Source organism: Pseudomonas peli (assembly GCF_900099645.1).
Taxonomy (GTDB): Bacteria; Pseudomonadota; Gammaproteobacteria; order Pseudomonadales; family Pseudomonadaceae; genus Aquipseudomonas; species Aquipseudomonas peli.
The window spans coordinates 1128761-1149443 of record NZ_FMTL01000001.1; the positions used below are offsets into that span (position 1 = coordinate 1128761).

Annotated in this window: 18 protein-coding genes; all 18 read left to right on the top strand. The window is 62.7% G+C overall.

All coding sequences use genetic code 11. The annotated features are described in order from the left end of the window. Positions 1–17: 17 nt before the first annotated feature. The 18 genes from prmA (at position 18) to ureA (ending at position 20682) form a co-directional block, all read left to right on the top strand. Positions 18–896 (top strand): 50S ribosomal protein L11 methyltransferase, encoded by an 879-nt coding sequence (gene prmA / locus BLO50_RS05525; RefSeq protein WP_090249560.1) that lies wholly within the window; start codon positions 18–20, stop codon positions 894–896. A gap of 76 nt (positions 897–972) precedes the next feature. Further along, positions 973–2310 (top strand): DUF3426 domain-containing protein, encoded by a 1338-nt coding sequence (locus tag BLO50_RS05530; protein ID WP_090249562.1) that lies wholly within the window; start codon positions 973–975, stop codon positions 2308–2310. 179 nt (positions 2311–2489) lie between these two features. Then, positions 2490–3488, top strand: a complete 999-nt coding sequence (dusB, locus tag BLO50_RS05535) for a tRNA dihydrouridine synthase DusB (protein WP_090249565.1) — start codon at positions 2490–2492, stop codon at positions 3486–3488. Next, on the top strand, positions 3485–3805 hold the full coding sequence (fis, locus tag BLO50_RS05540; protein WP_090249568.1) for a DNA-binding transcriptional regulator Fis: 321 nt from the start codon (positions 3485–3487) through the stop codon (positions 3803–3805). Before dusB ends, fis begins: the two co-directional genes overlap by 4 nt. A gap of 74 nt (positions 3806–3879) precedes the next feature. Further along, positions 3880–5487, top strand: a complete 1608-nt coding sequence (purH, locus tag BLO50_RS05545; protein WP_090249571.1) for a bifunctional phosphoribosylaminoimidazolecarboxamide formyltransferase/IMP cyclohydrolase — start codon at positions 3880–3882, stop codon at positions 5485–5487. A gap of 120 nt (positions 5488–5607) precedes the next feature. Further along, the gene (purD, locus tag BLO50_RS05550; protein WP_090249573.1) at positions 5608–6897 is read left to right on the top strand and encodes a phosphoribosylamine--glycine ligase; all 1290 of its coding nucleotides are present in this window, start codon (positions 5608–5610) and stop codon (positions 6895–6897) included. Between the two features lie 113 nt (positions 6898–7010). Beyond that, entirely contained in the window at positions 7011–9791 is a 2781-nt protein-coding gene (locus BLO50_RS05555; protein ID WP_208597422.1) for a hybrid sensor histidine kinase/response regulator, read from the top strand. A 70-nt stretch (positions 9792–9861) separates the two neighbouring features. After that, complete coding sequence (locus BLO50_RS05560) at positions 9862–10458, top strand: MarC family protein (protein ID WP_090249576.1); 597 nt, start codon at positions 9862–9864, stop codon at positions 10456–10458. Positions 10459–10651: 193 nt separating this feature from the next. After that, a complete protein-coding gene (atzF, locus tag BLO50_RS05565; protein ID WP_169852816.1) occupies positions 10652–12454 on the top strand; it encodes an allophanate hydrolase in 1803 nt (600 codons plus the stop codon). 4 nt (positions 12455–12458) lie between these two features. Continuing rightward, complete coding sequence (locus BLO50_RS05570; RefSeq protein ID WP_090249581.1) at positions 12459–13190, top strand: GntR family transcriptional regulator; 732 nt, start codon at positions 12459–12461, stop codon at positions 13188–13190. Positions 13191–13285: 95 nt separating this feature from the next. Beyond that, positions 13286–14551 (top strand): urea ABC transporter substrate-binding protein, encoded by a 1266-nt coding sequence (urtA, locus tag BLO50_RS05575; protein WP_090249584.1) that lies wholly within the window; start codon positions 13286–13288, stop codon positions 14549–14551. A 116-nt stretch (positions 14552–14667) separates the two neighbouring features. Next, on the top strand, positions 14668–16239 hold the full coding sequence (gene urtB / locus BLO50_RS05580) for an urea ABC transporter permease subunit UrtB (RefSeq protein WP_090249587.1): 1572 nt from the start codon (positions 14668–14670) through the stop codon (positions 16237–16239). Next, a complete protein-coding gene (gene urtC / locus BLO50_RS05585; RefSeq protein WP_167354433.1) occupies positions 16239–17327 on the top strand; it encodes an urea ABC transporter permease subunit UrtC in 1089 nt (362 codons plus the stop codon). Before urtB ends, urtC begins: the two co-directional genes overlap by 1 nt. Positions 17328–17472: 145 nt before the next feature. Next, the gene (gene urtD / locus BLO50_RS05590; RefSeq protein WP_090249592.1) at positions 17473–18324 is read left to right on the top strand and encodes an urea ABC transporter ATP-binding protein UrtD; all 852 of its coding nucleotides are present in this window, start codon (positions 17473–17475) and stop codon (positions 18322–18324) included. A gap of 47 nt (positions 18325–18371) precedes the next feature. Beyond that, entirely contained in the window at positions 18372–19070 is a 699-nt protein-coding gene (gene urtE, locus BLO50_RS05595) for an urea ABC transporter ATP-binding subunit UrtE (RefSeq protein ID WP_090249594.1), read from the top strand. A gap of 63 nt (positions 19071–19133) precedes the next feature. Further along, positions 19134–19550 (top strand): hypothetical protein, encoded by a 417-nt coding sequence (locus BLO50_RS05600; protein ID WP_143003803.1) that lies wholly within the window; start codon positions 19134–19136, stop codon positions 19548–19550. Beyond that, on the top strand, positions 19547–20380 hold the full coding sequence (locus tag BLO50_RS05605) for an urease accessory protein UreD (protein WP_090249599.1): 834 nt from the start codon (positions 19547–19549) through the stop codon (positions 20378–20380). Before BLO50_RS05600 ends, BLO50_RS05605 begins: the two co-directional genes overlap by 4 nt. Then, positions 20380–20682, top strand: coding sequence for an urease subunit gamma (gene ureA / locus BLO50_RS05610; protein ID WP_003317023.1), 303 nt, complete (start codon positions 20380–20382; stop codon positions 20680–20682). The genes BLO50_RS05605 and ureA overlap by 1 nt, the downstream gene beginning before the upstream one ends. Position 20683: the final 1 nt, after the last annotated feature.

A 20683-nucleotide genomic window follows, 5' to 3' on the forward strand; every position in this document is an offset into this window, starting at 1 on the left:
CGTTCACGAGGTTTCCCATGCCCTGGTTACAAGTCCGTCTCGCCATAACCCCTGAGCAGGCGGAAACCTACGAAGATGCGTTGCTGGAAGTCGGTGCGGTATCGGTGACATTTATGGACGCCGAAGACCAGCCGATTTTTGAGCCGGACCTGGGCACCACGCCGCTGTGGTCGCACACCCACCTGCTCGCCCTGTTTGAAGCCGATACCGACGCCAACGCTGTGTTTGCTCACCTGCAACTGCTGACCGGCGCCGAATTGCCGGAACGCCACGCAGAAGTGATCGCCGACCAGGACTGGGAGCGCAGCTGGATGGACGGCTTCCAGCCGATGCGTTTCGGTCAGCGCCTGTGGATCGTGCCGAGCTGGCACGCCGCGCCGGAGCCGGACGCGGTCAACCTGCTGCTCGATCCGGGCCTGGCCTTCGGCACCGGCACCCATCCGACCACCGCACTGTGCCTGGAATGGCTGGACGGCCAGAACCTGCAGGATTGCAGCGTGATCGACTTCGGTTGCGGCTCGGGCATCCTGGCAATTGCCGCCCTGCTGCTCGGCGCGCCGCAGGCGGTGGGCACCGATATCGATATCCAGGCCATCGAGGCCTCGCGCGATAACGCTGGGCGCAACAACATCGATCCGGCACGCTTCCCTCTCTACCTGCCGGACGACATGCCGCAACAGCCAGCCGACGTGGTGGTCGCCAATATCCTCGCAGGCCCACTGGTGGCGCTGGCGCCGCAGATCACCAGCCTGGTCAAGCCGGGCGGCCGCCTGGCGCTGTCGGGCATCCTTGCCGAGCAGGCCGAAGAAGTGCGCGCCGCCTATAACGACGCCTTTATCCTCGACCCGACCGCCGACAAAGATGGCTGGGTGCGTATCAGTGGTGTACGCCGCTAACCGCCCCAGCGCGCACAGCTGCTGCATTGCCAAGCACTTGCGTTAGACTAGCCGCCTCGTTTAGCCGGATCGCCGCATGACCCAGAGCTTTGTCACCCAGTGCCCCCATTGCCGCACCAGCTTTCGCGTGAACCTCACGCAGCTGGGCGCCGCCCATGGTGCCGTGCGCTGCGGGGCCTGCCTGCATGTGTTTAATGCTGCGCAACAGCTTCGTGAACAGGGCCAGCAACTGCCACCACCCGCAGTGCCTGCCGCCGCGCCAGCGACGGCACCACAGCCCAGCAAACCGCTTGCGCCACCAGCACCGCAGCCGGCCGCACCCAGCACACCCTCTGCAACACATGCCGCGCCTGCCAGCAGCAAAACAACCGATACGCTGTGGATTCATGACGACCTGGACCTTGACGGCCTCGATCTGGACGAAGAGCTGGCCAAGCTCGAAGCCCAGGAGCAGCAGCTGTCCAAGCAGTTCCTGGCGATCGATAGTGCACCGAAATACGCCGAGAATTTTCTGGCGCCCGAACCGATTGAGCGCGACCCGCATGACGAGCGCTGGGCCGAAGCCCTGTTGCAGGACGAGCTGAGCAAGCCAGCGGCCAGCCTGAGCGTCAAACCTCACCCGCTGACGCCACCTGTGCGGCCGACTCCGCCGTCTACACCTGTAGCGCCCGAGCCAGTCAACGAGCCCGATGACGAGCCGCCGCTCGACCTCAACGCCCTTGACCGCCGCCACCCAGAGCCGGAAATCGAGCACATCGAACTGCATGCCGAGCGCGAGCCATTTAGCTCGCGGGCAGACGAACCAGTTGATGAAGAACCCACTGTTGCGGCACCGAAAAAGACCGCGCGCAGCGAGCCCGAACTGAGGGACGAGCACCTGTTCGAGCTGGATGACGAGCCGCTGCAGCTGGACTGGCAACAACCGAAAAAGCCCTGGGGACGCTGGATCGGCTGGGGGCTTCTGAACCTGATTGGGGCCAGCGCCTTGGCCGGGCAGTACGTGATGTATCACTTCGATGAACTGGCGCGCCAGGATCAGTACCGCCCTTGGTTCGAGCAACTCTGCCCGACAGTCGGCTGTCAGCTGCCCTCCAAGGTCGACATCACCCAGGTCAAGAGCAGCAACCTGGTGGTACGCAGCCACCCGGAATTCAGCGGTGCTCTGGTGGTAGATGCCATCCTCTACAACCGCGCAGCGTTCTCGCAGCCTTTCCCGCTGCTGGAAATGCGCTTTGCCGACATCAACGGCCAACTGCTTGCCAGCCGCCGTTTCAAGCCCAGCGAATACCTCGCGGGCGAGCTGGCCGGCAACGCGGAAATGCCGCCGCAGACGCCTATTCACATCTCCCTGGACATCCTCGACCCAGGCACCCAGGCAGTGAACTACAGCCTGAGCTTCCACTCGCCGGAATAGCCTGCATACCGCGGATTGCTTGAAAATCCGCGCGAACCAAACCCTTCGCGATAAGCCAAGAGCTGTTCAGAATTTGTTCAAAACAGCCTTTCTCCGGTCATCCAGAGCGGGTATCATGCCCACCCTTTTTCGCACTCTCCTATTTGTTCAACAGCTGGTCTCTTGAGCAGGGAAGCCCTATGTCGGCGCTACGCATCGGCCCCTATACATTGCCAAATTCGCTGATTCTCGCCCCGATGGCGGGGGTCACTGATCAGCCGTTTCGACAGCTGTGCAAGCGTATGGGTGCGGGTCTGGTGGTGTCGGAAATGGTCACCAGCGATGTGCGCCTGTGGAACACCCGTAAGTCGAGCCTGCGCATGATGCACAGCGGTGATCCCGAGCCACGCTCGGTACAGATCGCCGGTGGTGATCCCGAAATGCTCGCCGAAGCGGCGCGGCGCAACGTGGAAATGGGCGCGCAGATCATCGACATCAATATGGGCTGCCCGGCCAAGAAGGTCTGCAACAAGGCCGCCGGTTCCGCCCTATTGAAAGACGAAGTGTTAGTCCGCGAGATTCTTCAGGCTGTGGTCGCCGCCGTAGATGTGCCGGTGACCCTGAAAATCCGCACCGGCTGGGACCGTGAGAACAAGAACGGCATTGCCGTGGCGAAGATCGCCGAAGACGCCGGCATTGTCGCGCTGGCTGTGCATGGCCGCACCCGCGCCGACCTGTATATGGGCGAGGCCGAGTACGACACCATCGCCGCGATCAAGCAGGCCGTGTCGATTCCGGTGCTGGCCAATGGCGATATCGATTCGCCGCAGAAGGCCAAGATGGTGCTCGCCGCCACTGGCGCTGATGGCCTGCTGATCGGTCGCGCGGCTCAAGGCCGGCCGTGGATATTCCGTGAGATCGAGCACTACCTGCGTACCGGTGAACAGCTCCCGGCACCCAGCCTGCTCGAAGTGGAACGTATTCTGCTTGAACATCTGACTGCACTGCACGCCTTCTACGGCGATGTAATGGGCGTTCGCATTGCCCGCAAGCATGTCAGTTGGTATCTCGCAACCTTGCCGGGCGCCAGGGAGTTCCGCGCCCAATTCAATCGTCTGGACAGTACGGACGCGCAGTGCACCAACGTTCGCGAGTTCTTCAGCGAGCGTAATAACAATGGAGAAGGGGTGGCCGCATGACGATGTTGACTGAGACTTTAGGAAGTGGAATGGCTCCCGTGAGTGACAACAGCAGCTTGAAGCAGCATCTCAATACGCCAAGCGAAGAGGGGCAAACCCTGCGCGGCAGCGTTGAGAAGGCTCTGCACAATTATTTTGCCCATCTTGAGGGCGCAGACGTCAGTGACGTGTACAACCTGGTGCTCACCGAAGTTGAAGCGCCGCTGCTGGAAACCGTGATGAACTACGTCAAGGGCAACCAGACCAAGGCCTCCGAGCTGCTCGGCCTGAATCGCGGCACCCTGCGCAAGAAGCTCAAGCAATACGACCTGCTGTAACCCCGAACTCCCGAAAAGGGCGGCCCACATGAGCCGCCTTTTTTGCTGATATCCCTGCTCTGATGGATTCTGAAATGACCGACCAGACCACCCGCCTCCCCGTTCGCCGCGCCTTGATCAGTGTTTCCGACAAGACCGGCATCCTCGAGTTTGCCCGCGAGCTCGTCGCCCTGAATGTGGAAATCCTCTCCACCGGCGGCACTTACAAGCTGCTCAAGGACAACGGCATCGCTGCTGTGGAAGTCGCCGACTACACCGGCTTCCCGGAAATGATGGACGGTCGCGTCAAGACCCTGCACCCGAAGATCCACGGCGGCATCCTCGGCCGTCGCGCCATCGACGGCGCGGTAATGGACGAGCACGGCATCAAGCCAATCGACCTGGTCGCGGTCAACCTCTACCCCTTCGCCGCCACCGTAGCCAAGCCGGGTTGTGACCTGGCCGACGCCATCGAGAACATCGACATCGGCGGACCGACCATGGTTCGTTCTGCCGCGAAGAACCACAAAGATGTGGCCATCGTGGTCAATGCCGGCGACTACGCCGGCATCGTTGAGTCGCTGAAAGCCGGTGGCCTGAGCTACGCCCAGCGCTTCGACCTGGCCCTGAAAGCCTTCGAGCACACCGCCGCCTACGACGGCATGATCGCCAACTACCTGGGCACCATCGACCAGAGCCGCGACACCCTGAGTACCGAAGAACGCGGCGCGTTCCCGCGCACCTTCAACAGCCAGTTCATCAAGGCTCAGGAAATGCGCTACGGCGAGAATCCGCACCAGAGCGCGGCGTTCTACGTGGAAGCGCAGAAGGGTGAAGCCAGCGTGGCCAGCGCCATTCAGCTGCAAGGCAAGGAGCTGTCGTTCAACAACGTGGCCGACACCGACGCCGCGCTGGAATGCGTGAAGAGTTTCGTCAAGCCGGCCTGCGTCATCGTCAAGCACGCCAACCCGTGCGGCGTGGCCGTGGCCACCGACGAGGAAGGCGGCATCCGCAAGGCCTATGACCTGGCCTACGCCACGGACACCGAGTCGGCCTTCGGCGGGATCATCGCCTTCAACCGTGAGCTGGACGGTACCACCGCCCAGGCCATCGTCGAGCGCCAGTTCGTCGAAGTGATCATCGCCCCGAAAATCAGCGCCGAAGCCCGTGCTGTAGTCGCCGCCAAAGCCAACGTGCGCCTGCTGGAATGCGGCGAGTGGCCGGCCGAGCGTGCCGCTGGCTGGGACTTCAAGCGGGTCAACGGCGGTCTGCTGGTACAGAGCCGCGACATCGGCATGATCAAGGCCGAAGACCTGAAGATCGTCACTAAACGTGCGCCGAGCGAGCAGGAAATCCACGACCTGATCTTCGCCTGGAAAGTGGCCAAGTTCGTCAAATCCAACGCCATCGTCTACGCCAAGGGCCGCCAGACCATCGGTGTCGGCGCCGGCCAGATGAGCCGCGTCAACTCCGCGCGCATCGCTGCGATCAAGGCCGAGCACGCTGGCCTACAGGTCGCCGGTTCGGTAATGGCCTCCGACGCCTTCTTCCCGTTCCGCGACGGCCTGGACAACGCGGCTGCCAACGGCATCACCGCAGTGATCCAGCCAGGCGGTTCGATGCGCGATAACGAAGTAATTGCGGCTGCCGACGAAGCGGGCATCGCCATGGTGTTCACCGGCATGCGTCATTTCCGTCACTGATTGATGGAACGGTGGATGGCTGCGGCCACCACCCCCTACGCAGCACCCATTTCGTAGGGTGGATAACGCTTTGCTTATCCACCAAACGGGCTCAACGCCCGCCTCCACTAGGAGAGCAACATGAACGTATTGATCATCGGCAGCGGCGGTCGTGAACACGCCCTGGCCTGGAAAGTGGCACAGGACAAGCGCGTCACTAAAGTCTTCGTCGCCCCCGGCAACGCCGGCACCGCTGTTGAGCCCAAGTGCGAGAACGTCGCCATCGACGTGCTGGCCATTGAGCAGCTGGCTGACTTCGCGGAAAAGAACGTGCAACTGACCATCGTTGGCCCGGAAGCGCCGCTGGTTAAAGGCGTGGTTGATCTGTTCCGTTCGCGCAAGCTGGATATCTTCGGCCCAACCGCCGCCGCTGCTCAGCTGGAAGGCTCCAAGGCCTTTACCAAAGATTTCCTGGCACGCCAGAACATCCCGACGGCCGACTACCAGAACTTCACCGAAGTCGAGCCGGCCCTGGCCTACCTGCAAAAAGTCGGCGCACCGATCGTGATCAAGGCCGATGGTCTGGCCGCCGGTAAAGGCGTGATCGTCGCCATGACCCTGACCGAAGCCGAAGACGCCGTACGCGACATGCTCGCTGGCAACGCTTTCGGTGACGCGGGTTCGCGCGTGGTCATTGAAGAGTTTCTGGACGGTGAAGAGGCTTCGTTCATTGTCATGGTCGACGGCGAGAACGTGCTGCCGATGGCCACCAGCCAGGACCACAAGCGCGTCGGCGACGCCGACACCGGCCCGAACACCGGCGGCATGGGCGCCTACTCGCCAGCCCCTGTGGTCACCGCCGATGTGCACAAGCGGGTGATGGACGAAGTGATCTACCCGACCGTGCGCGGTATGGCGGCAGAAGGCAACGTCTACACCGGTTTCCTCTACGCCGGACTGATGATCGACAAGGCCGGCCAGCCCAAGGTAATTGAGTTCAACTGCCGCTTCGGCGACCCGGAAACCCAGCCGATCATGTGCCGCCTGGAAAGCTCTCTGGTTCTGCTGGTCGAAGCCGCACTGGCCAAGGCGCTGGACAAGGTCGAAGCCACCTGGGACCCACGTCCGACCGTCGGCGTGGTAATCGCTGCGGGCGGCTACCCGGCCGATTACGCCAAGGGCGATGTGATTGAAGGCCTGGATGCTGCCGCGCAATTGGAAGGCAAAGTGTTCCATGCGGGCACCGCTCTGAAGGACGGCCAGATCGTCACCGCAGGTGGCCGCGTACTCTGCGCCACCGCCATCGGTCGTACGGTTGAAGAAGCTCAGCAGCAGGCCTATCGCCTGGCTGAGAAAATCCGCTGGAACGGCAGTTTCTACCGCAACGACATCGGTTACCGCGCCATCGCCCGCGAACGCGGGGAAAAATGAAGGTAAATAAAGGGTAAAACACGACAAAGGTGGCCAATTGGCCACCTTTGTCATATTTCCCTCGCGAACAGCTTGGCTATAATCCGAGCACTTATTTTTGAAGGGACTTCACTGTGCGCCGGCTGAGGATTGCCACCTACCTGCTACTCAGCACACTGCTGATGGCGCTTACTGTAGCGTCAGCTCAGGCAGATGCGCAGGCATCCTGGTCAAGCCTCACCGACCCGAGCGCTGAGCTGCAATTCAATGATGTACGCAGCCCCGAGCGCCAGGCGCAGTTCCGCTCAACCGACCTCACCCAGCTTTACACCCCTGGCGGCAACAGTGCGCTGTGGCTGCATCACCGCATGCCAGCCAACACTGATGCGCAGATGCTGCGGGTGTTCGCACCCTATCTGGCCTATCTCGACCTGTACGTGCTGCAGGGCGATACGCTGATCGAGCAGGCGCACACCGGTAGTAACCTGCCATTTTCCAGCCGCCCCCTGGCCAGCCGCGACTTCCTCTTGCCGCTGCCAAGTGCTGAGCAGCCACTGGATATCTACCTGCGCCTGGCCTCGGAACATTCGCTGCGCCCTAGCATTACCCTGCAAAGTGCGCAGGCGATGGTCGCCGATGACAAGCGCCCATTGATGTTTGGCTTACTACTCGGCTGCCTGGGCATGCTGGTGGCCTATAACCTTGTGCGCTTTGCCTATACGCGTGCTGTGAGCGGCCTGTGGCTGGCGGCCACCCAGGTCTGCCAGCTGGTGGCGGTGGTCAGCCTGCTGGGGATCAGCACGCCCTGGCTCAGCGAATGGCAAAGCCTGCAACCGCAGATTGCAAACCTATCGATGCTGTTGGCCGCACTCTGCGCCCTGTGCTTTACCGCCAGTTTTTTCCACAAGGTCTGCCCGAGCACGCCGCTGAACCACCTGCTCACCGGCGAAGTGGTGGTGATCAGCCTGGTCTGCGTGGCCCTGCTGGTCGCAACCAATTTGCAGTTCAATCAACTGGTCTACCTGCTGAATGCCGTCGCCGGACTGAGCATCCTCATGGTTGCATTGACGCACTGGCGGCATGGCTACCAGCCGGCACGGCTGTTCAGCCTGGCAGTGCTACTTTTTTGTGCAGCCTTTATCTGCGCCCTGCCAATCCTGTTCGGCTACTGGGCGGTACAGAGTGAGTGGATCGCGTACGGCCTGCTCGCCACCACCGCCGTCAGCGGTTTTATCCTCAGCATGGCCTTGAGCGAGCGACAGCGACGCATCATGCAGGACCAGTTCAGCACCAGCCGCGCCCTCGCCGCCAGCTCCGCCGAATTGAAAGCCAAGGCGGAATTTCTCGCCAAAATCAGCCACGAAATCCGCACCCCGATGAATGGTGTGCTGGGCATGACCGAACTGCTGCTCGGCACGCCACTGTCCGCCAAGCAGCGCGACTACGTACAAACCATCCACAGCTCAGGCAATGAGCTGCTTACCCTGATCAACGAAATCCTCGATATCTCCAAGCTCGAATCCGGGCAGATCGAGCTGGATGACGTGCAGTTCGACCTCAACGCGCTGATCGAAGACTGCCTGGATATCTTCCGCGCCAAGGCCGAACAGCAGAAAGTCGAACTGATCAGTTTTATGCAGCCGCAAGTGCCACGGGTGATCAGCGGCGACCCCACGCGCCTGCGCCAGACCCTGCTGAGCCTGCTGGACAACGCCTTCAAACAGACCGACGAAGGTGAAATCCTTCTGGTGGTCGCACTCGACACCAATACCGAACACCCGCGCCTGCGCATCGCTGTGCAGGACAGTGGCAAACCGCTGGATGCCAGCGAGCGCGACGCACTGCTGAATGCCGAACTGCACAGCAAGGACTTCCTTGCCGCCACCAAAATCGGCGGCCGCCTCGGCCTGATCATCGCCCGCCAGCTGGTGCGCTTGATGGAAGGCGAATTCGGCATCCAGAGCGGCGGCAGCCAGGGTTCGACCCTGTGGTTGACCCTGCCGCTGGATGCAACGCGTCTGGAGCAACCCACCGCCGACCTCGACGCCTCGCTGCAGGGCGCGCGCCTGCTGGTGGTGGACGACAATGACACCTGCCGCAAGGTGCTGGTGCAACAATGCAGCGCCTGGGGCATGCAGGTCAGCGCCGTACCATCGGGCAAGGAAGCCATGGCTCTGCTGCGGACCAAGGCGCATCTGCGTGAATACTTCGATGCGGTGCTGCTCGATCAGGACATGCCCGGCATGACAGGCATGCAGCTGGCCGCACGAATCAAGGAAGACGCCAACCTCAACCACGACATTCTGGTGATCATGCTAACCGGCATCAGCAATGCGCCGAGCAAGATCATCGCGCGCAACGCCGGGATCAAACGCATCCTGGCCAAGCCGGTGGCTGGCTATACCCTGAAAACCACCCTGGCCGATGAACTGGCGCAACGCGGCAAGGGCGATTCACCGATGTTCAGCCCAACGCCGGTTAGCGCGCCGCTGAACGTGCCCAATGACTTCCGCATTCTGGTGGCCGAGGACAACACCATCTCCACCAAAGTGATCCGCGGCATGCTCGGCAAGCTCAACCTGCAGCCCGACACTGCCAGCAACGGCGAAGAAGCCCTCAGCGCGATGAAAGCTAAGCAATACGACCTGGTGCTGATGGATTGTGAAATGCCGGTACTCGACGGCTTCTCCGCCACCGAGCAGCTGCGCGCCTGGGAAGCCGCCGAACAGCGCACACGCACCCCGGTGGTGGCGCTCACCGCACACATCCTCAATGAGCACAAAGAACGCGCCCGTCAGGTCGGCATGGACGGGCATATGTCCAAGCCGGTGGAAATGTCGCAACTGCGCGAGCTGATCGAACACTGGGTCGCCGAACGGGAAATCCGCCGCCAACGCGACGCCCTGCCGTCCTGAGCAGGGTGATTGCCCGGCAACCGCTACACGCTTACCCTGCCACCCTTCTTTATCGAGACGAGTCCTTTCCATGGCGTCCGCGCTGTTCAGCCTGTATTTGAAACTGCTGGTGCTCTATAGCCCGTTCTTCGTGCTGTCGTGTTTTATCGGCCTGAGCCGTGGCTACACGGTCAAGGAGCGCAAGCGCCTGGCCTGGAAAGTCGCCCTTGGCGTGCTGATCGCCAGCGTGCTGCTGTACCTGTTCGGTAAACATATCTTTACCCTGTTCGGCATCACCATCGACGCCTTCCGCATCGGTGCCGGCAGCGTGCTGTTTATCTCGGCCCTCGGCATGGCCCAGGGCAAGTCGGCAGTGCAGAGCGATAACGTGCAGCAGGACGTGACCATCGTGCCGCTGACCATCCCGCTCACCGTCGGCCCTGGCACCATCGGTGCACTGCTGCTGATGGGTGCTAGCCAACCGGATTGGGGCGATAAAGCCGTGGCCGTGCTGGGCATCGCCCTGGCCAGTCTCACGGTGGGCGTGGTGCTGTATATGTCCAACCAGTTCGAGCGCCTGCTCGGCGATCAAGGTCTGCAGATCGTCAGCCGCCTGATGGGTCTGTTTGTCTGCGCCCTGGCCGCGCAGATCATCTTTACCGGGGTAAAGAACTACCTCGCCCTCTGACCCCGCCCGGAAGCTCTTCGGGCTGCACCACAAGCTGGCAATCGGCCCCGCTGCGGTGCACCGACCGTTCTGCGCAGCCCTCTAAAAAGCCGCAATACGCGGCTAACGCATTGAAATAGATCAACTTGGCAAACCTGGCACTGGGCTTGCTCTGACCACTCCATCACTTGGATACAAGATGGAATATCAGCGCATGTCCAACGCCCCGATCGCCCTCACCCTCACCGACTGGCAACAGACCTACCGCGACGGCCAATCACCCGCCGAGCTGCTGCATAGCCTGCGCCTCGAGCTGAGCACAGAGGACAATGCCTGGATCACCCTGGCCAGCGAAGCGCAGCTCGATGCACAGCTCGATGGATTGTCAGCGCTACTCGACGCCGCCAACGGCGAGCTAAGCAAGCTGCCGCTGTACGGCGTGCCCTTCGCCATCAAGGACAATATCGACGCTGCCGGCTGGCCCACCACCGCTGCCTGCCCGGAGTTCGCCTACACCGCTGCAGCCGACGCCACGGTGGTGGCGAAGCTGCGCGCCGCCGGCGCCATCCTGATCGGCAAGACCAACCTTGACCAGTTCGCCACCGGCCTGGTCGGCACTCGTTCACCTCACGGCGCGGTGTGCAACAGCTTTAACCCCGACTACGTCAGCGGTGGCTCCAGCTCCGGCTCAGCCAGCGTGGTGGCGCGCGGCTTGGTGCCCTTCTCGCTGGGCACCGACACCGCCGGCTCCGGCCGTGTTCCAGCGGGCTTCAATAACATCGTCGGGCTCAAGCCGAGCAAGGGCTGGCTGTCCAATAGCGGCCTGGTGCCGGCCTGCAAAACGCTTGATTGCATCTCGGTGTTTGCCCTGACCGTCAGCGATGCCCTGAGCGTGGCGCAGATCGCCGGCGGCTATGACGCAGCTGACCCTTACAGCCGCAAGAACCCCAATAGTGCCAAGGTCGGCATGCCGGCCAAGCCGCGCCTGGCAGTGCCAAGCAACCCCGAGTTCTTTGGCGATACGCAGAACCAGGCGGTGTTTGAGCAAGCCCTGGGCACACTGCGCGAACTGGGTGTTGATCTGGTGGAAATCGATTTCACGCCCTTCCAGCAACTGGCCGAGCAACTGTATTACGGCAGCTGGGTCGCCGAACGCACTGTGGCGCTCGAAGGCGTCGACCCGGAACATATCAACCCGGTGGTGCGCGGTATCGTCGGGAACGGTCACACGTACAGCGCCTCTGATGCCTACAAGGCCGAATACACTCGCGCTGCACTGAGCCGGACGATCAACGACATCCTGGCCGGTTTCGATGCTCTAGTCGTACCGACATCGCCAACCCTTCGCAGCCTGGCCGAGATGGAAGCAGAACCGGTGCTGTTCAACAGCCAGTTCGGCACCTACACCAACTTCACCAACCTCGCCGACCTTGCCGCCCTCGCTGTACCCGCCGGTATGCGTGCCGACGGTCTGCCCGCCGGTATCACCCTGATCGCTCCGGCCTGGCACGACCAGGCACTCGCCGCCTTTGGCCAGCGCTGGCAACAGGCGCTCAACCTGCCGCTGGGCGCCACCGGTCGCGCACTGTCCGCGCATGTTGCAAGCAGCAGTCCAGCCCCCGGCAGCGTGCGCGTCGCCGTGGTCGGGGCACACCTGACCGGCATGCCGCTGAACTTCCAGCTCACCAGCCGCGACGCCGTATTGGTTGAGCAAACCACCAGCGCCGCCACGTATCGCCTGTATGCCCTGCCCGGCACCATGCCGCCGAAACCCGGCCTGGCACGGGTGACCGAGGACGGCGCAGCGATCATCGTCGAACTGTGGGATATCCCCCAGGCGCGCTTTGGCGAGTTTGTCGCGGAAATCCCCGCACCGCTGGGTATCGGCAACCTGCAGCTGGCCGATGGCCGTTGGGTCAAAGGCTTTATCTGCGAGCCATATGCGCTCGCTGGCGCCCGCGATATCACCAGCTTCGGCGGCTGGCGCGCGTTTATCGCCAGCCAGCAGCAGGGCTGAACCCATGCAGCTGAGCGGCACACCCAGCAGCGGTAAGGAGCGCCCGGACAACCTCGCCCAGCGCATCTACCTGCAGCTCAAGGACGACATCTTCGAGTTCCGCCTGCTGCCCGGTGATCGCTTCTCCGAAGGCGAGATCGCCGAGCGCGTGGCCGCCAGCCGCACCCCGGTGCGCCAGGCGCTGTACCGCCTGCAGCGCGAAGGCTACCTGCAAGTGTATTTCCGCAGTGGCTGGCAGGTGATGCCGTTCGACTTCGCGCATTTCGAGGAGCTGTATGAAGTACGCATCGTCCTCGAACTGGAAGCCGTGCGGCGGTTGTGCGAACGCCCCCAAGACGAGCACAGCGACGCACTGGTGCAACTGCAGCGCACCTGGCTGGTGCAACCCGAGCAGCGTTTACAGGACGGCCGCGAAGTCTCGCGCCTGGATGAGCGATTTCACTGCCAGTTGCTGGAAGCCGCCGGCAACCGCGAGATGGCCCGCCTGCACGCCGAGGTGAGCGAGAAAATCCGCATTATCAGGCGCTTGGACTTCACCCAGAGCCCGCGCGTGGCGGCCACTTATGACGAACATGGCGAAATTCTCGCGGCAATTTTGTCGCGGCGATGCGAAGAGGCACAGCTATTGCTCAAGACCCATATAGAGGTCAGCAAGGCCGAAGTGCGCAAGATCACCCTGCACATGCTGCACAGCGCGCGTCAGCGCACCATGCCGGCACCAGAGGTGAAGACCTGAAGTGAAGACCCAGGGCCCTGCCCTGTTTCAACTGCCAGACAAACAACTAAAAACCAGCAGCTCAAACACTTAAGTTCGTGAATGGAGATCGCACCATGCAACGTCGCAACCTGATCAAGGCCTTTACCCTCACCGCGTCCATCGCCGCCATGGGCATGACCTGGACCGTGCAAGCCGCCGAGACCATCAAGGTCGGCATCCTGCACTCGTTGTCAGGCACCATGGCCATTTCGGAAACGTCGCTGAAAGACATGGCGTTGATGACCATCGACGAGATCAACGCCAAGGGTGGCGTGAATGGCAAACAACTGGAAGCCGTGGTGGTCGATCCGGCCTCGAACTGGCCGCTGTTCGCCGAGAAGGGCCGCCAGCTGCTGACCCAGGACAAGGTCGACGTGGTGTTCGGCTGCTGGACCAGCGTGTCGCGCAAATCCGTACTGCCAGTCTTTGAAGAACTCAACGGCCTGCTGTTCTACCCCGTGCAATACGAAGGCGAAGAAATGTCGCCGAACGTCTTCTACACCGGTGCCGCGCCAAACCAGCAGGCCATCCCGGCGGTCGAGTACCTGATGAGCGAAGATGGCGGCGCCGCCAAGCGCTACTTCCTGCTCGGCACCGACTACGTCTACCCACGTACCACCAACAAGATCCTGCGCGCCTTCCTGATCAGCAAAGGCGTGGCTGAAAAAGACATCGAAGAGGTCTACACCCCGTTCGGCCACAGCGACTATCAAACCATCGTCGCCAACATCAAGAAGTTCTCCGCTGGCGGTAAGACTGCGGTGATCTCCACCGTCAACGGCGACTCCAACGTGCCGTTCTACAAGGAACTGGCCAACCAGGGCCTGGAAGCCACCGACGTCCCAGTCGTGGCCTTCTCCGTAGGTGAAGAAGAACTACGCGGCATCGACACCAAGCCACTGGTTGGCCACCTCGCTGCGTGGAACTACTTCCAGTCAGTAGAGAACCCGGTCAACACCGAGTTTGTTGCCAAGTGGAAGGCCTACGCCAAAGCCAAGAACCTGCCAGGCGCCGACAAGGCCGTGACCAACGACCCGATGGAAGCCACCTACGTCGGCATCAATATGTGGGCGCAAGCGGTCGAGAAAGCCGGCACCACCGAGGTCGACAAGGTTCGTGAGGCGCTCTACGGCCAGACCTTCGCTGCACCAAGCGGCTACACCCTGACCATGGACAAGACCAACCACCACCTGCACAAGCCAGTGATGATCGGTGAAATCCAGGAAGACGGGCAGTTCTCCGTGGTCTGGGAAACCAGCAGCCCGGTCCGCGCCCAACCGTGGAGCCCGTTCATCGAAGGCAACGACAAGAAGCCGGATTACGCGGTCAAGTCGAACTAAGTACCTGCCAGTAAGCCCGGATGACATCCGGGAACGCCCTGCCCGGATCGCCTCCGGGCCAAGGCTGACCAGCCGCCGCGCCCACGCAGCGGCTGGTACTCCCAAAGGACTGCCCTATGCCCACTGTCGTTACCCGAATTCTGCTGAGCCTGCTGTTGCTGCTGTCCCTGGCCGCGCACGCCGGTGACGCCCAGGACTTCGTCACCGCCAACCCGGCCAAGCAGGCCAGCCTGCTCGAACGCTGGTCCGCCGCGCCCGATGCCGCGCGCCTGCCGCTGCTAGAAGCCCTGCAACAAGGCCGCGTCGCTGCTGACAGCGCCAAAACCGCCTTTATCGAAACCGCCGGCAACTACCAGGCCGCCGAAGGTGAAGCACAGCCCCTCGACACGCCAAAGAAGCTGCGCCTGAACAACCGCCTGCGCGGCCTGATCGCCACTGCGGTGGCCAGCCACCAGCTGCTGGTTGATGACCCGGTGCTGCGCCTAGCCGCCGCCCAGCAACTGCAGAAGAGCGCCAAGCCGGCGCAGCTGCAACTGCTTAACGCCCAGGTCGCCAGCGAAACCGATGATGCGGTGCGCGATGCCCTGACCCTGGCCCTGGCCAACCTGCAACTGGTCGACAGCGACCTCGCCGTGCGCCTGGCTGCCGTGCGCCTGCTCGGTGAAACCGGCGACCCGCTGGCTCGCACCCGCCTGGAAACCCTACTCGACCCGGCCGTGGAAAGTGACCCTACGGTACGCACCGCCGCCGAAACCAGCCTGGCCCAGGTCAAACGCAAGCTGCTGATCGGTGAGCTGCTTGGCCAAGCCTTTAGCGGCCTGTCGCTCGGTTCGATCCTACTGCTGGCCGCACTCGGCCTGGCCATCACCTTCGGCCTGCTCGGCGTGATCAACATGGCCCACGGCGAGATGCTGATGCTCGGCGCCTACTCCACCTATATGGTGCAGGTGCTGTTCCAACGTTTCGCCCCGGAAGCCCTGGCGCTCTACCCGCTGGTGGCGCTGCCGGTGGCGTTCTTCGTCACCGCTGCCATCGGCATGGCGCTGGAACGCACGGTGATTCGCCATCTCTACGGTCGCCCGCTGGAAACCCTGTTGGCCACCTGGGGCATCAGCCTTATCCTGATTCAGCTGGTGCGGGTGATCTTCGGCGCGCAGAACGTTGAAGTGGCCAACCCCTACTGGCTGTCCGGCGGCATTCAGGTGTTGCCGAATCTGGTGCTGCCGTACAACCGCATCGTAATCATCGGCTTCGCCCTGTTCGTGGTGGTGCTGACCTGGCTGCTGCTGAACAAGACCCGCCTGGGTCTTAACGTGCGTGCCGTGACGCAGAACCGCAATATGGCGGCCTGCTGCGGCGTGCCGACCGGCCGGGTGGACATGCTGGCGTTCGGTTTGGGCTCCGGTATCGCCGGCCTCGGCGGTGTTGCCCTGAGCCAGATCGGTAACGTCGGCCCGGACCTCGGCCAGAGCTACATCATCGACTCGTTCCTGGTGGTGGTACTCGGCGGCGTCGGTCAACTGGCCGGTAGCGTGATGGCGGCCTTCGGGCTGGGCATCGCAAACAAGATTCTTGAACCGCAGATCGGTGCCGTGCTCGGCAAGATCCTTATCCTCGCGCTGATCATTCTGTTTATTCAGAAACGCCCGCAAGGTCTGTTTGCTTTGAAAGGACGGGTGATCGACTGATGACTATGCCCATGAATCAAACGTTGCTGGCGCGCGCCAGCGCCAAACTCGGCCCGCAAGCCTCCATGGCCATCGGCCTGCTGGTACTCGCCGTGCTGCTGGCCATGCCGCTGCTGCACCTGCTGCCGGCGGACAACGCCCTGCATGTCTCGGCCTACAGCCTGACCCTGGTCGGCAAAATCCTCTGCTACTGCATCGTCGCCCTGGCGCTCGATCTGGTCTGGGGTTACGCCGGCCTGCTGTCGCTCGGCCACGGCCTGTTCTTCGCCCTCGGCGGTTACGCCATGGGCATGTACTTAATGCGCGAAGCCGCCGGCGATGGCCTGCCGGCCTTTATGAGCTTCCTCGCCTGGACCGAGTTGCCCTGGTACTGGTACGGCACCAGCAACTTCCTCTGGGCCCTGTGCCTGGTGGTGTTGGCGCCGGGTTTGCTCGCGCTGGTGTTCGGCTTCTTCGCCTTCCGCTCGCGGATCAAGGGCGTTTACTTCTCGATCATGACCCAGGCGCTGACCTTTGCCGGCATGTTGCTGTTCTTCCGCAACGAAACCGGCTTTGGCGGCAACAACGGCTTTACCAACTTCCGCACCATTCTCGGCTTCGACATCACCTCGGCTCACACCCGCGCAGTGCTGTTCCTCGCCACCGTTGTTCTACTCGTGGCCAGCCTGTACCTGGGCTGGCGGCTTGCGCGTAGCAAGTTCGGCCGGGTGCTGACGGCGCTGCGTGATGCGGAAAACCGCCTGATGTTCTGCGGTTATGACCCGCGCGGCTACAAGCTGTTTATCTGGGTGCTCAGCGCCGTGTTGTGCGGCCTGGCCGGCGCGCTCTATGTACCGCAGGTGGGCATCATCAACCCCAGTGAAATGTCGCCGACCAACTCCATCGAGGCGGCCGTGTGGGTCGCCCTCGGCGGGCGCGGCACGCTGATCGGCCCGTTGCTCGGCGCCGGTTTGGTCAACGGCATGAAGAGCTGGTTTACCGTAGCCTTCCCCGAGTATTGGCTGTTTGCCTTGGGCTTTCTGTTTATCGTCGTGACCTTGTTCTTACCGAAAGGTGTGATCGGCCTTCTGCGTAGGAAGTCATCATGAGCGCTGCTGCGCATTCCATCTGCGGCGTTGCGCGGTGCTCGCTCCTCGCCGTACACATTCGTACTGTCTCGTCGCTGCGCGCCGTGCGCCTTGCAGCTGAAATTGCTCGCGACGCGCTCATAACGACTTCCACAGGAGAGCAATGATGCGCGCCACTCCGGTACCCGAATTTATGCTCGAACCCGCCTATGACCCGTCCGGCAGCGGCCGTGACCCAATCGGTGCAGGCGCCCTGGCCAGCAAGGGTCTGAACGTGCGCCACGGCACCATCCTGACGCTGGAAGATATCAACGTCAGCTTCGATGGTTTTAAGGCGCTGACCAACCTGACGCTGTATATCGGCGTCGGTGAACTGCGCTGCATCATCGGCCCCAACGGCGCCGGCAAGACCACCATGATGGACGTGATCACCGGTAAGACCCGCCCGGACAACGGCGTCGCCTACTTTGGCGAAACCCTCGACCTGACCCAGATGAGCGAGGTGGAAATCGCCCAGTCCGGCATCGGCCGCAAATTCCAGAAGCCGACGGTGTTCGAGGCGCTGAGCGTGTTCGAAAACCTCGAACTGGCGCAGAAAACCAACAAGTCGGTGTGGGCCAGCCTGCGCGCCAAGCTGACCGGCGAGCAGAAAGACCGCATCGACGACGTGCTGCAGACCATCAAGCTCGACGCTTCGCGCCAGCGCCCGGCCGGGCTGCTGTCCCATGGCCAAAAGCAGTTCCTGGAGATCGGCATGCTGCTGGTGCAGGACCCACAACTGTTGCTGCTCGATGAGCCGGTGGCGGGCATGACCGACGCCGAAACCGAGTTCACCGCCGAGCTGTTCAAGTCGCTCGCGCGCAAGCACTCGCTGATGGTGGTGGAGCACGATATGGGCTTTGTCGGCAGCATTGCCGACCACGTCACCGTGCTGCACCAGGGCAGCGTACTGGCCGAAGGCTCGCTGGAGCAGGTACAGGCCGATGAACGAGTGATTGAGGTTTATCTGGGCCGCTAACGCCGCGATCACGACCGTCCAAACTCCACAGAATTGAGAGCCTGAACATGCTGCAAGTTGAGCAACTGCATCAGTACTACGGCGGCAGCCATATCCTCCGTGGCCTGTCGTTCGACGTGAAGGTCGGCGAAGTCACCTGCCTGCTCGGCCGTAATGGCGTGGGCAAGACCACCCTGCTGAAATGCCTGATGGGCCTGATCCCGGCCAAAGAAGGCGCGGTGAAGTGGGAAGGCCAGCCCATCACCGCCTTCAAGCCGCACCAGCGCGTGCACGCCGGCATTGCCTACGTACCCCAGGGCCGGGAAATCTTCGGCCGCTTGACCGTGGAAGAAAACCTGCTGATGGGCCTGTCACGTTTTCCCGGCAGCGACGCCAAGGTGGTGCCGGAATTTATCTATGAGCTGTTCCCAGTGCTGCGCGAGATGAAGCAACGCCGCGGCGGCGACCTTTCCGGCGGCCAGCAGCAACAGCTGGCCATCGGCCGCGCGCTGGCGAGCAAGCCGCGCTTGCTGATCCTCGATGAACCCACCGAAGGCATCCAGCCCTCAGTGATCAAGGAGATCGGTTTGGTCATCAAAAAGCTCGCCGAACGCGGCGATATGGCCATCCTGCTGGTCGAGCAGTTCTATGACTTTGCCGCCGAACTGGCCGATCAGTACCTGGTGATGAGCCGTGGCGAAATCGTCCAGCAGGGCCGTGGCGAAACCATGGAAGCCGACGGCGTGCGCGGACTGGTCGCAATCTGAATGGCGACGCTGGCCCTTTACTTTGCGCATAATCAGGCTTTCGCCCACGGATTCGAGGCCCCGATGTTTGCCCTGCGTCACGCTCTGCTCCCGCTCACCGCACTGACGGGTATCGCCCTGCTGATCTGGGCCGGCAGCCAGCCGGACTACTGGATGCTGCGCGCCCTACCCGCCGGCAACGAACTGCCCTACCCGCTGAAACCAGTGCTGATTTTCTGCGCCATTGCCGTGGCCGAATGCGGCCTGCTGCTGGCGATACTGCGTCCGCGCTCCTACTGCCGCTCCTGGGGCCGTGCGCTGTGCGCCTGCCTGCTGGCCATCGGTCTGGCGCTGTTCTGGCTGCAAGGCACGCTGCATGCCCCGCCCTACTACGGCATGCACCTGCAATGGTGGCTGGTGGTCAGCTTGGGCCTGGTTCTGCTGTGTGTTTACTCCGCCGTGCAAGCTTGGCGTCAACAGCGCAACCGGGTGAGCGCATGAACGCTCCCGCCGCAGTCTTCACCCCCAGCTGGCACGCCGAGCTGGCGCTGGGCTATGGCCGCGATGGCGATTGCACGCGGCCGACCTTGCGCCGGCATAAAGGCCCGCTGCGGGTGCAGAAGCACCTGTACGCCGAAGGCCCCGAGGTGTGCCAACACATCATCGTCCACCCGCCCGGCGGCATCGCTGGCGGTGATCGCCTGGACATTTCGGCCACGGTCGGCAGCAACGCTTGGGCGCAATTGACCAGTCCCGGCGCAGCCAAGTGGTACCGCGCCGCTGGCCCGGCTTACCAGAGCCTGAAACTGCGCGTAGAAGCCGGCGCCACCCTGGAATGGCTGCCGCAGGAAACCATCGTCTACGCCGCTGCTCAGGCGGAACTGACCACCGAGATCGACCTGCACGGCGATGCCAAGCTGCTCTACTGGGACATCGTTGCCCTCGGCCGCCCGGCCAGTGGTGAACGCTTCGACACCGGCCACTTTCAAGCGCAGCTGAATATCCGCCGCGACGGCCAGCTGCTCTGGCACGAACGCCAGCGCGTCGTGGGTGGCGATGGCCTGCTCGACTCACCCATCGGCCTGGCGGGCAAACCGGTGTTTGCCACCCTGCTGATCAGCGGTGAAATCGACAGCGACCTGCTGGAGCGCTGCCGCAACCTGAGCACACCGGTGCGCGGCGACCTGACCCAATTACCCGGCCTGCTGGTGGCCCGCTGCCTGGCCGACGAAGCCTTGCACGCGCGCGCCTGGCTGATTGCCCTCTGGCAGCTGTTGCGCCCGGCCCTGCTCGGCCGCACCGCAGTGCCCCCACGTATCTGGAGTACCTGATGGACCTGACACCGAGAGAAAAAGACAAACTGCTGATCTTCACCGCCGGCCTGGTGGCCGAGCGGCGCCTGGCCCGTGGGGTAAAGCTCAACTACCCGGAAGCCATGGCCTACATCTCCGCCGCGCTGCTGGAAGGCGCGCGCGACGGCCAAACCGTGGCCGAGTTGATGCACTACGGCACCACTCTGCTGAGCCGTGATCAGGTGATGGAAGGCATCGCGGAGATGATTCCGGAGATTCAGGTGGAAGCCACCTTCCCCGACGGCACCAAGTTGGTCACCGTCCATCAGCCGATTGCTTAAG

What these genes read in the sequence shown, in the direction of transcription:
- prmA (WP_090249560.1), top strand. Translation starts at nt 18, where the DNA reads ATGCCCTGGTTACAAGTCCGTCTCGCCATAACCCCTGAGCAGGCGGAA.
- BLO50_RS05530 (WP_090249562.1), top strand. Translation starts at nt 973, where the DNA reads ATGACCCAGAGCTTTGTCACCCAGTGCCCCCATTGCCGCACCAGCTTT.
- dusB (WP_090249565.1), top strand. Translation starts at nt 2,490, where the DNA reads ATGTCGGCGCTACGCATCGGCCCCTATACATTGCCAAATTCGCTGATT.
- fis (WP_090249568.1), top strand. Translation starts at nt 3,485, where the DNA reads ATGACGATGTTGACTGAGACTTTAGGAAGTGGAATGGCTCCCGTGAGT.
- purH (WP_090249571.1), top strand. Translation starts at nt 3,880, where the DNA reads ATGACCGACCAGACCACCCGCCTCCCCGTTCGCCGCGCCTTGATCAGT.
- purD (WP_090249573.1), top strand. Translation starts at nt 5,608, where the DNA reads ATGAACGTATTGATCATCGGCAGCGGCGGTCGTGAACACGCCCTGGCC.
- BLO50_RS05560 (WP_090249576.1), top strand. Translation starts at nt 9,862, where the DNA reads ATGGCGTCCGCGCTGTTCAGCCTGTATTTGAAACTGCTGGTGCTCTAT.
- atzF (WP_169852816.1), top strand. Translation starts at nt 10,652, where the DNA reads ATGTCCAACGCCCCGATCGCCCTCACCCTCACCGACTGGCAACAGACC.
- BLO50_RS05570 (WP_090249581.1), top strand. Translation starts at nt 12,459, where the DNA reads ATGCAGCTGAGCGGCACACCCAGCAGCGGTAAGGAGCGCCCGGACAAC.
- urtA (WP_090249584.1), top strand. Translation starts at nt 13,286, where the DNA reads ATGCAACGTCGCAACCTGATCAAGGCCTTTACCCTCACCGCGTCCATC.
- urtB (WP_090249587.1), top strand. Translation starts at nt 14,668, where the DNA reads ATGCCCACTGTCGTTACCCGAATTCTGCTGAGCCTGCTGTTGCTGCTG.
- urtC (WP_167354433.1), top strand. Translation starts at nt 16,239, where the DNA reads ATGACTATGCCCATGAATCAAACGTTGCTGGCGCGCGCCAGCGCCAAA.
- urtD (WP_090249592.1), top strand. Translation starts at nt 17,473, where the DNA reads ATGCGCGCCACTCCGGTACCCGAATTTATGCTCGAACCCGCCTATGAC.
- urtE (WP_090249594.1), top strand. Translation starts at nt 18,372, where the DNA reads ATGCTGCAAGTTGAGCAACTGCATCAGTACTACGGCGGCAGCCATATC.
- BLO50_RS05600 (WP_143003803.1), top strand. Translation starts at nt 19,134, where the DNA reads ATGTTTGCCCTGCGTCACGCTCTGCTCCCGCTCACCGCACTGACGGGT.
- BLO50_RS05605 (WP_090249599.1), top strand. Translation starts at nt 19,547, where the DNA reads ATGAACGCTCCCGCCGCAGTCTTCACCCCCAGCTGGCACGCCGAGCTG.
- ureA (WP_003317023.1), top strand. Translation starts at nt 20,380, where the DNA reads ATGGACCTGACACCGAGAGAAAAAGACAAACTGCTGATCTTCACCGCC.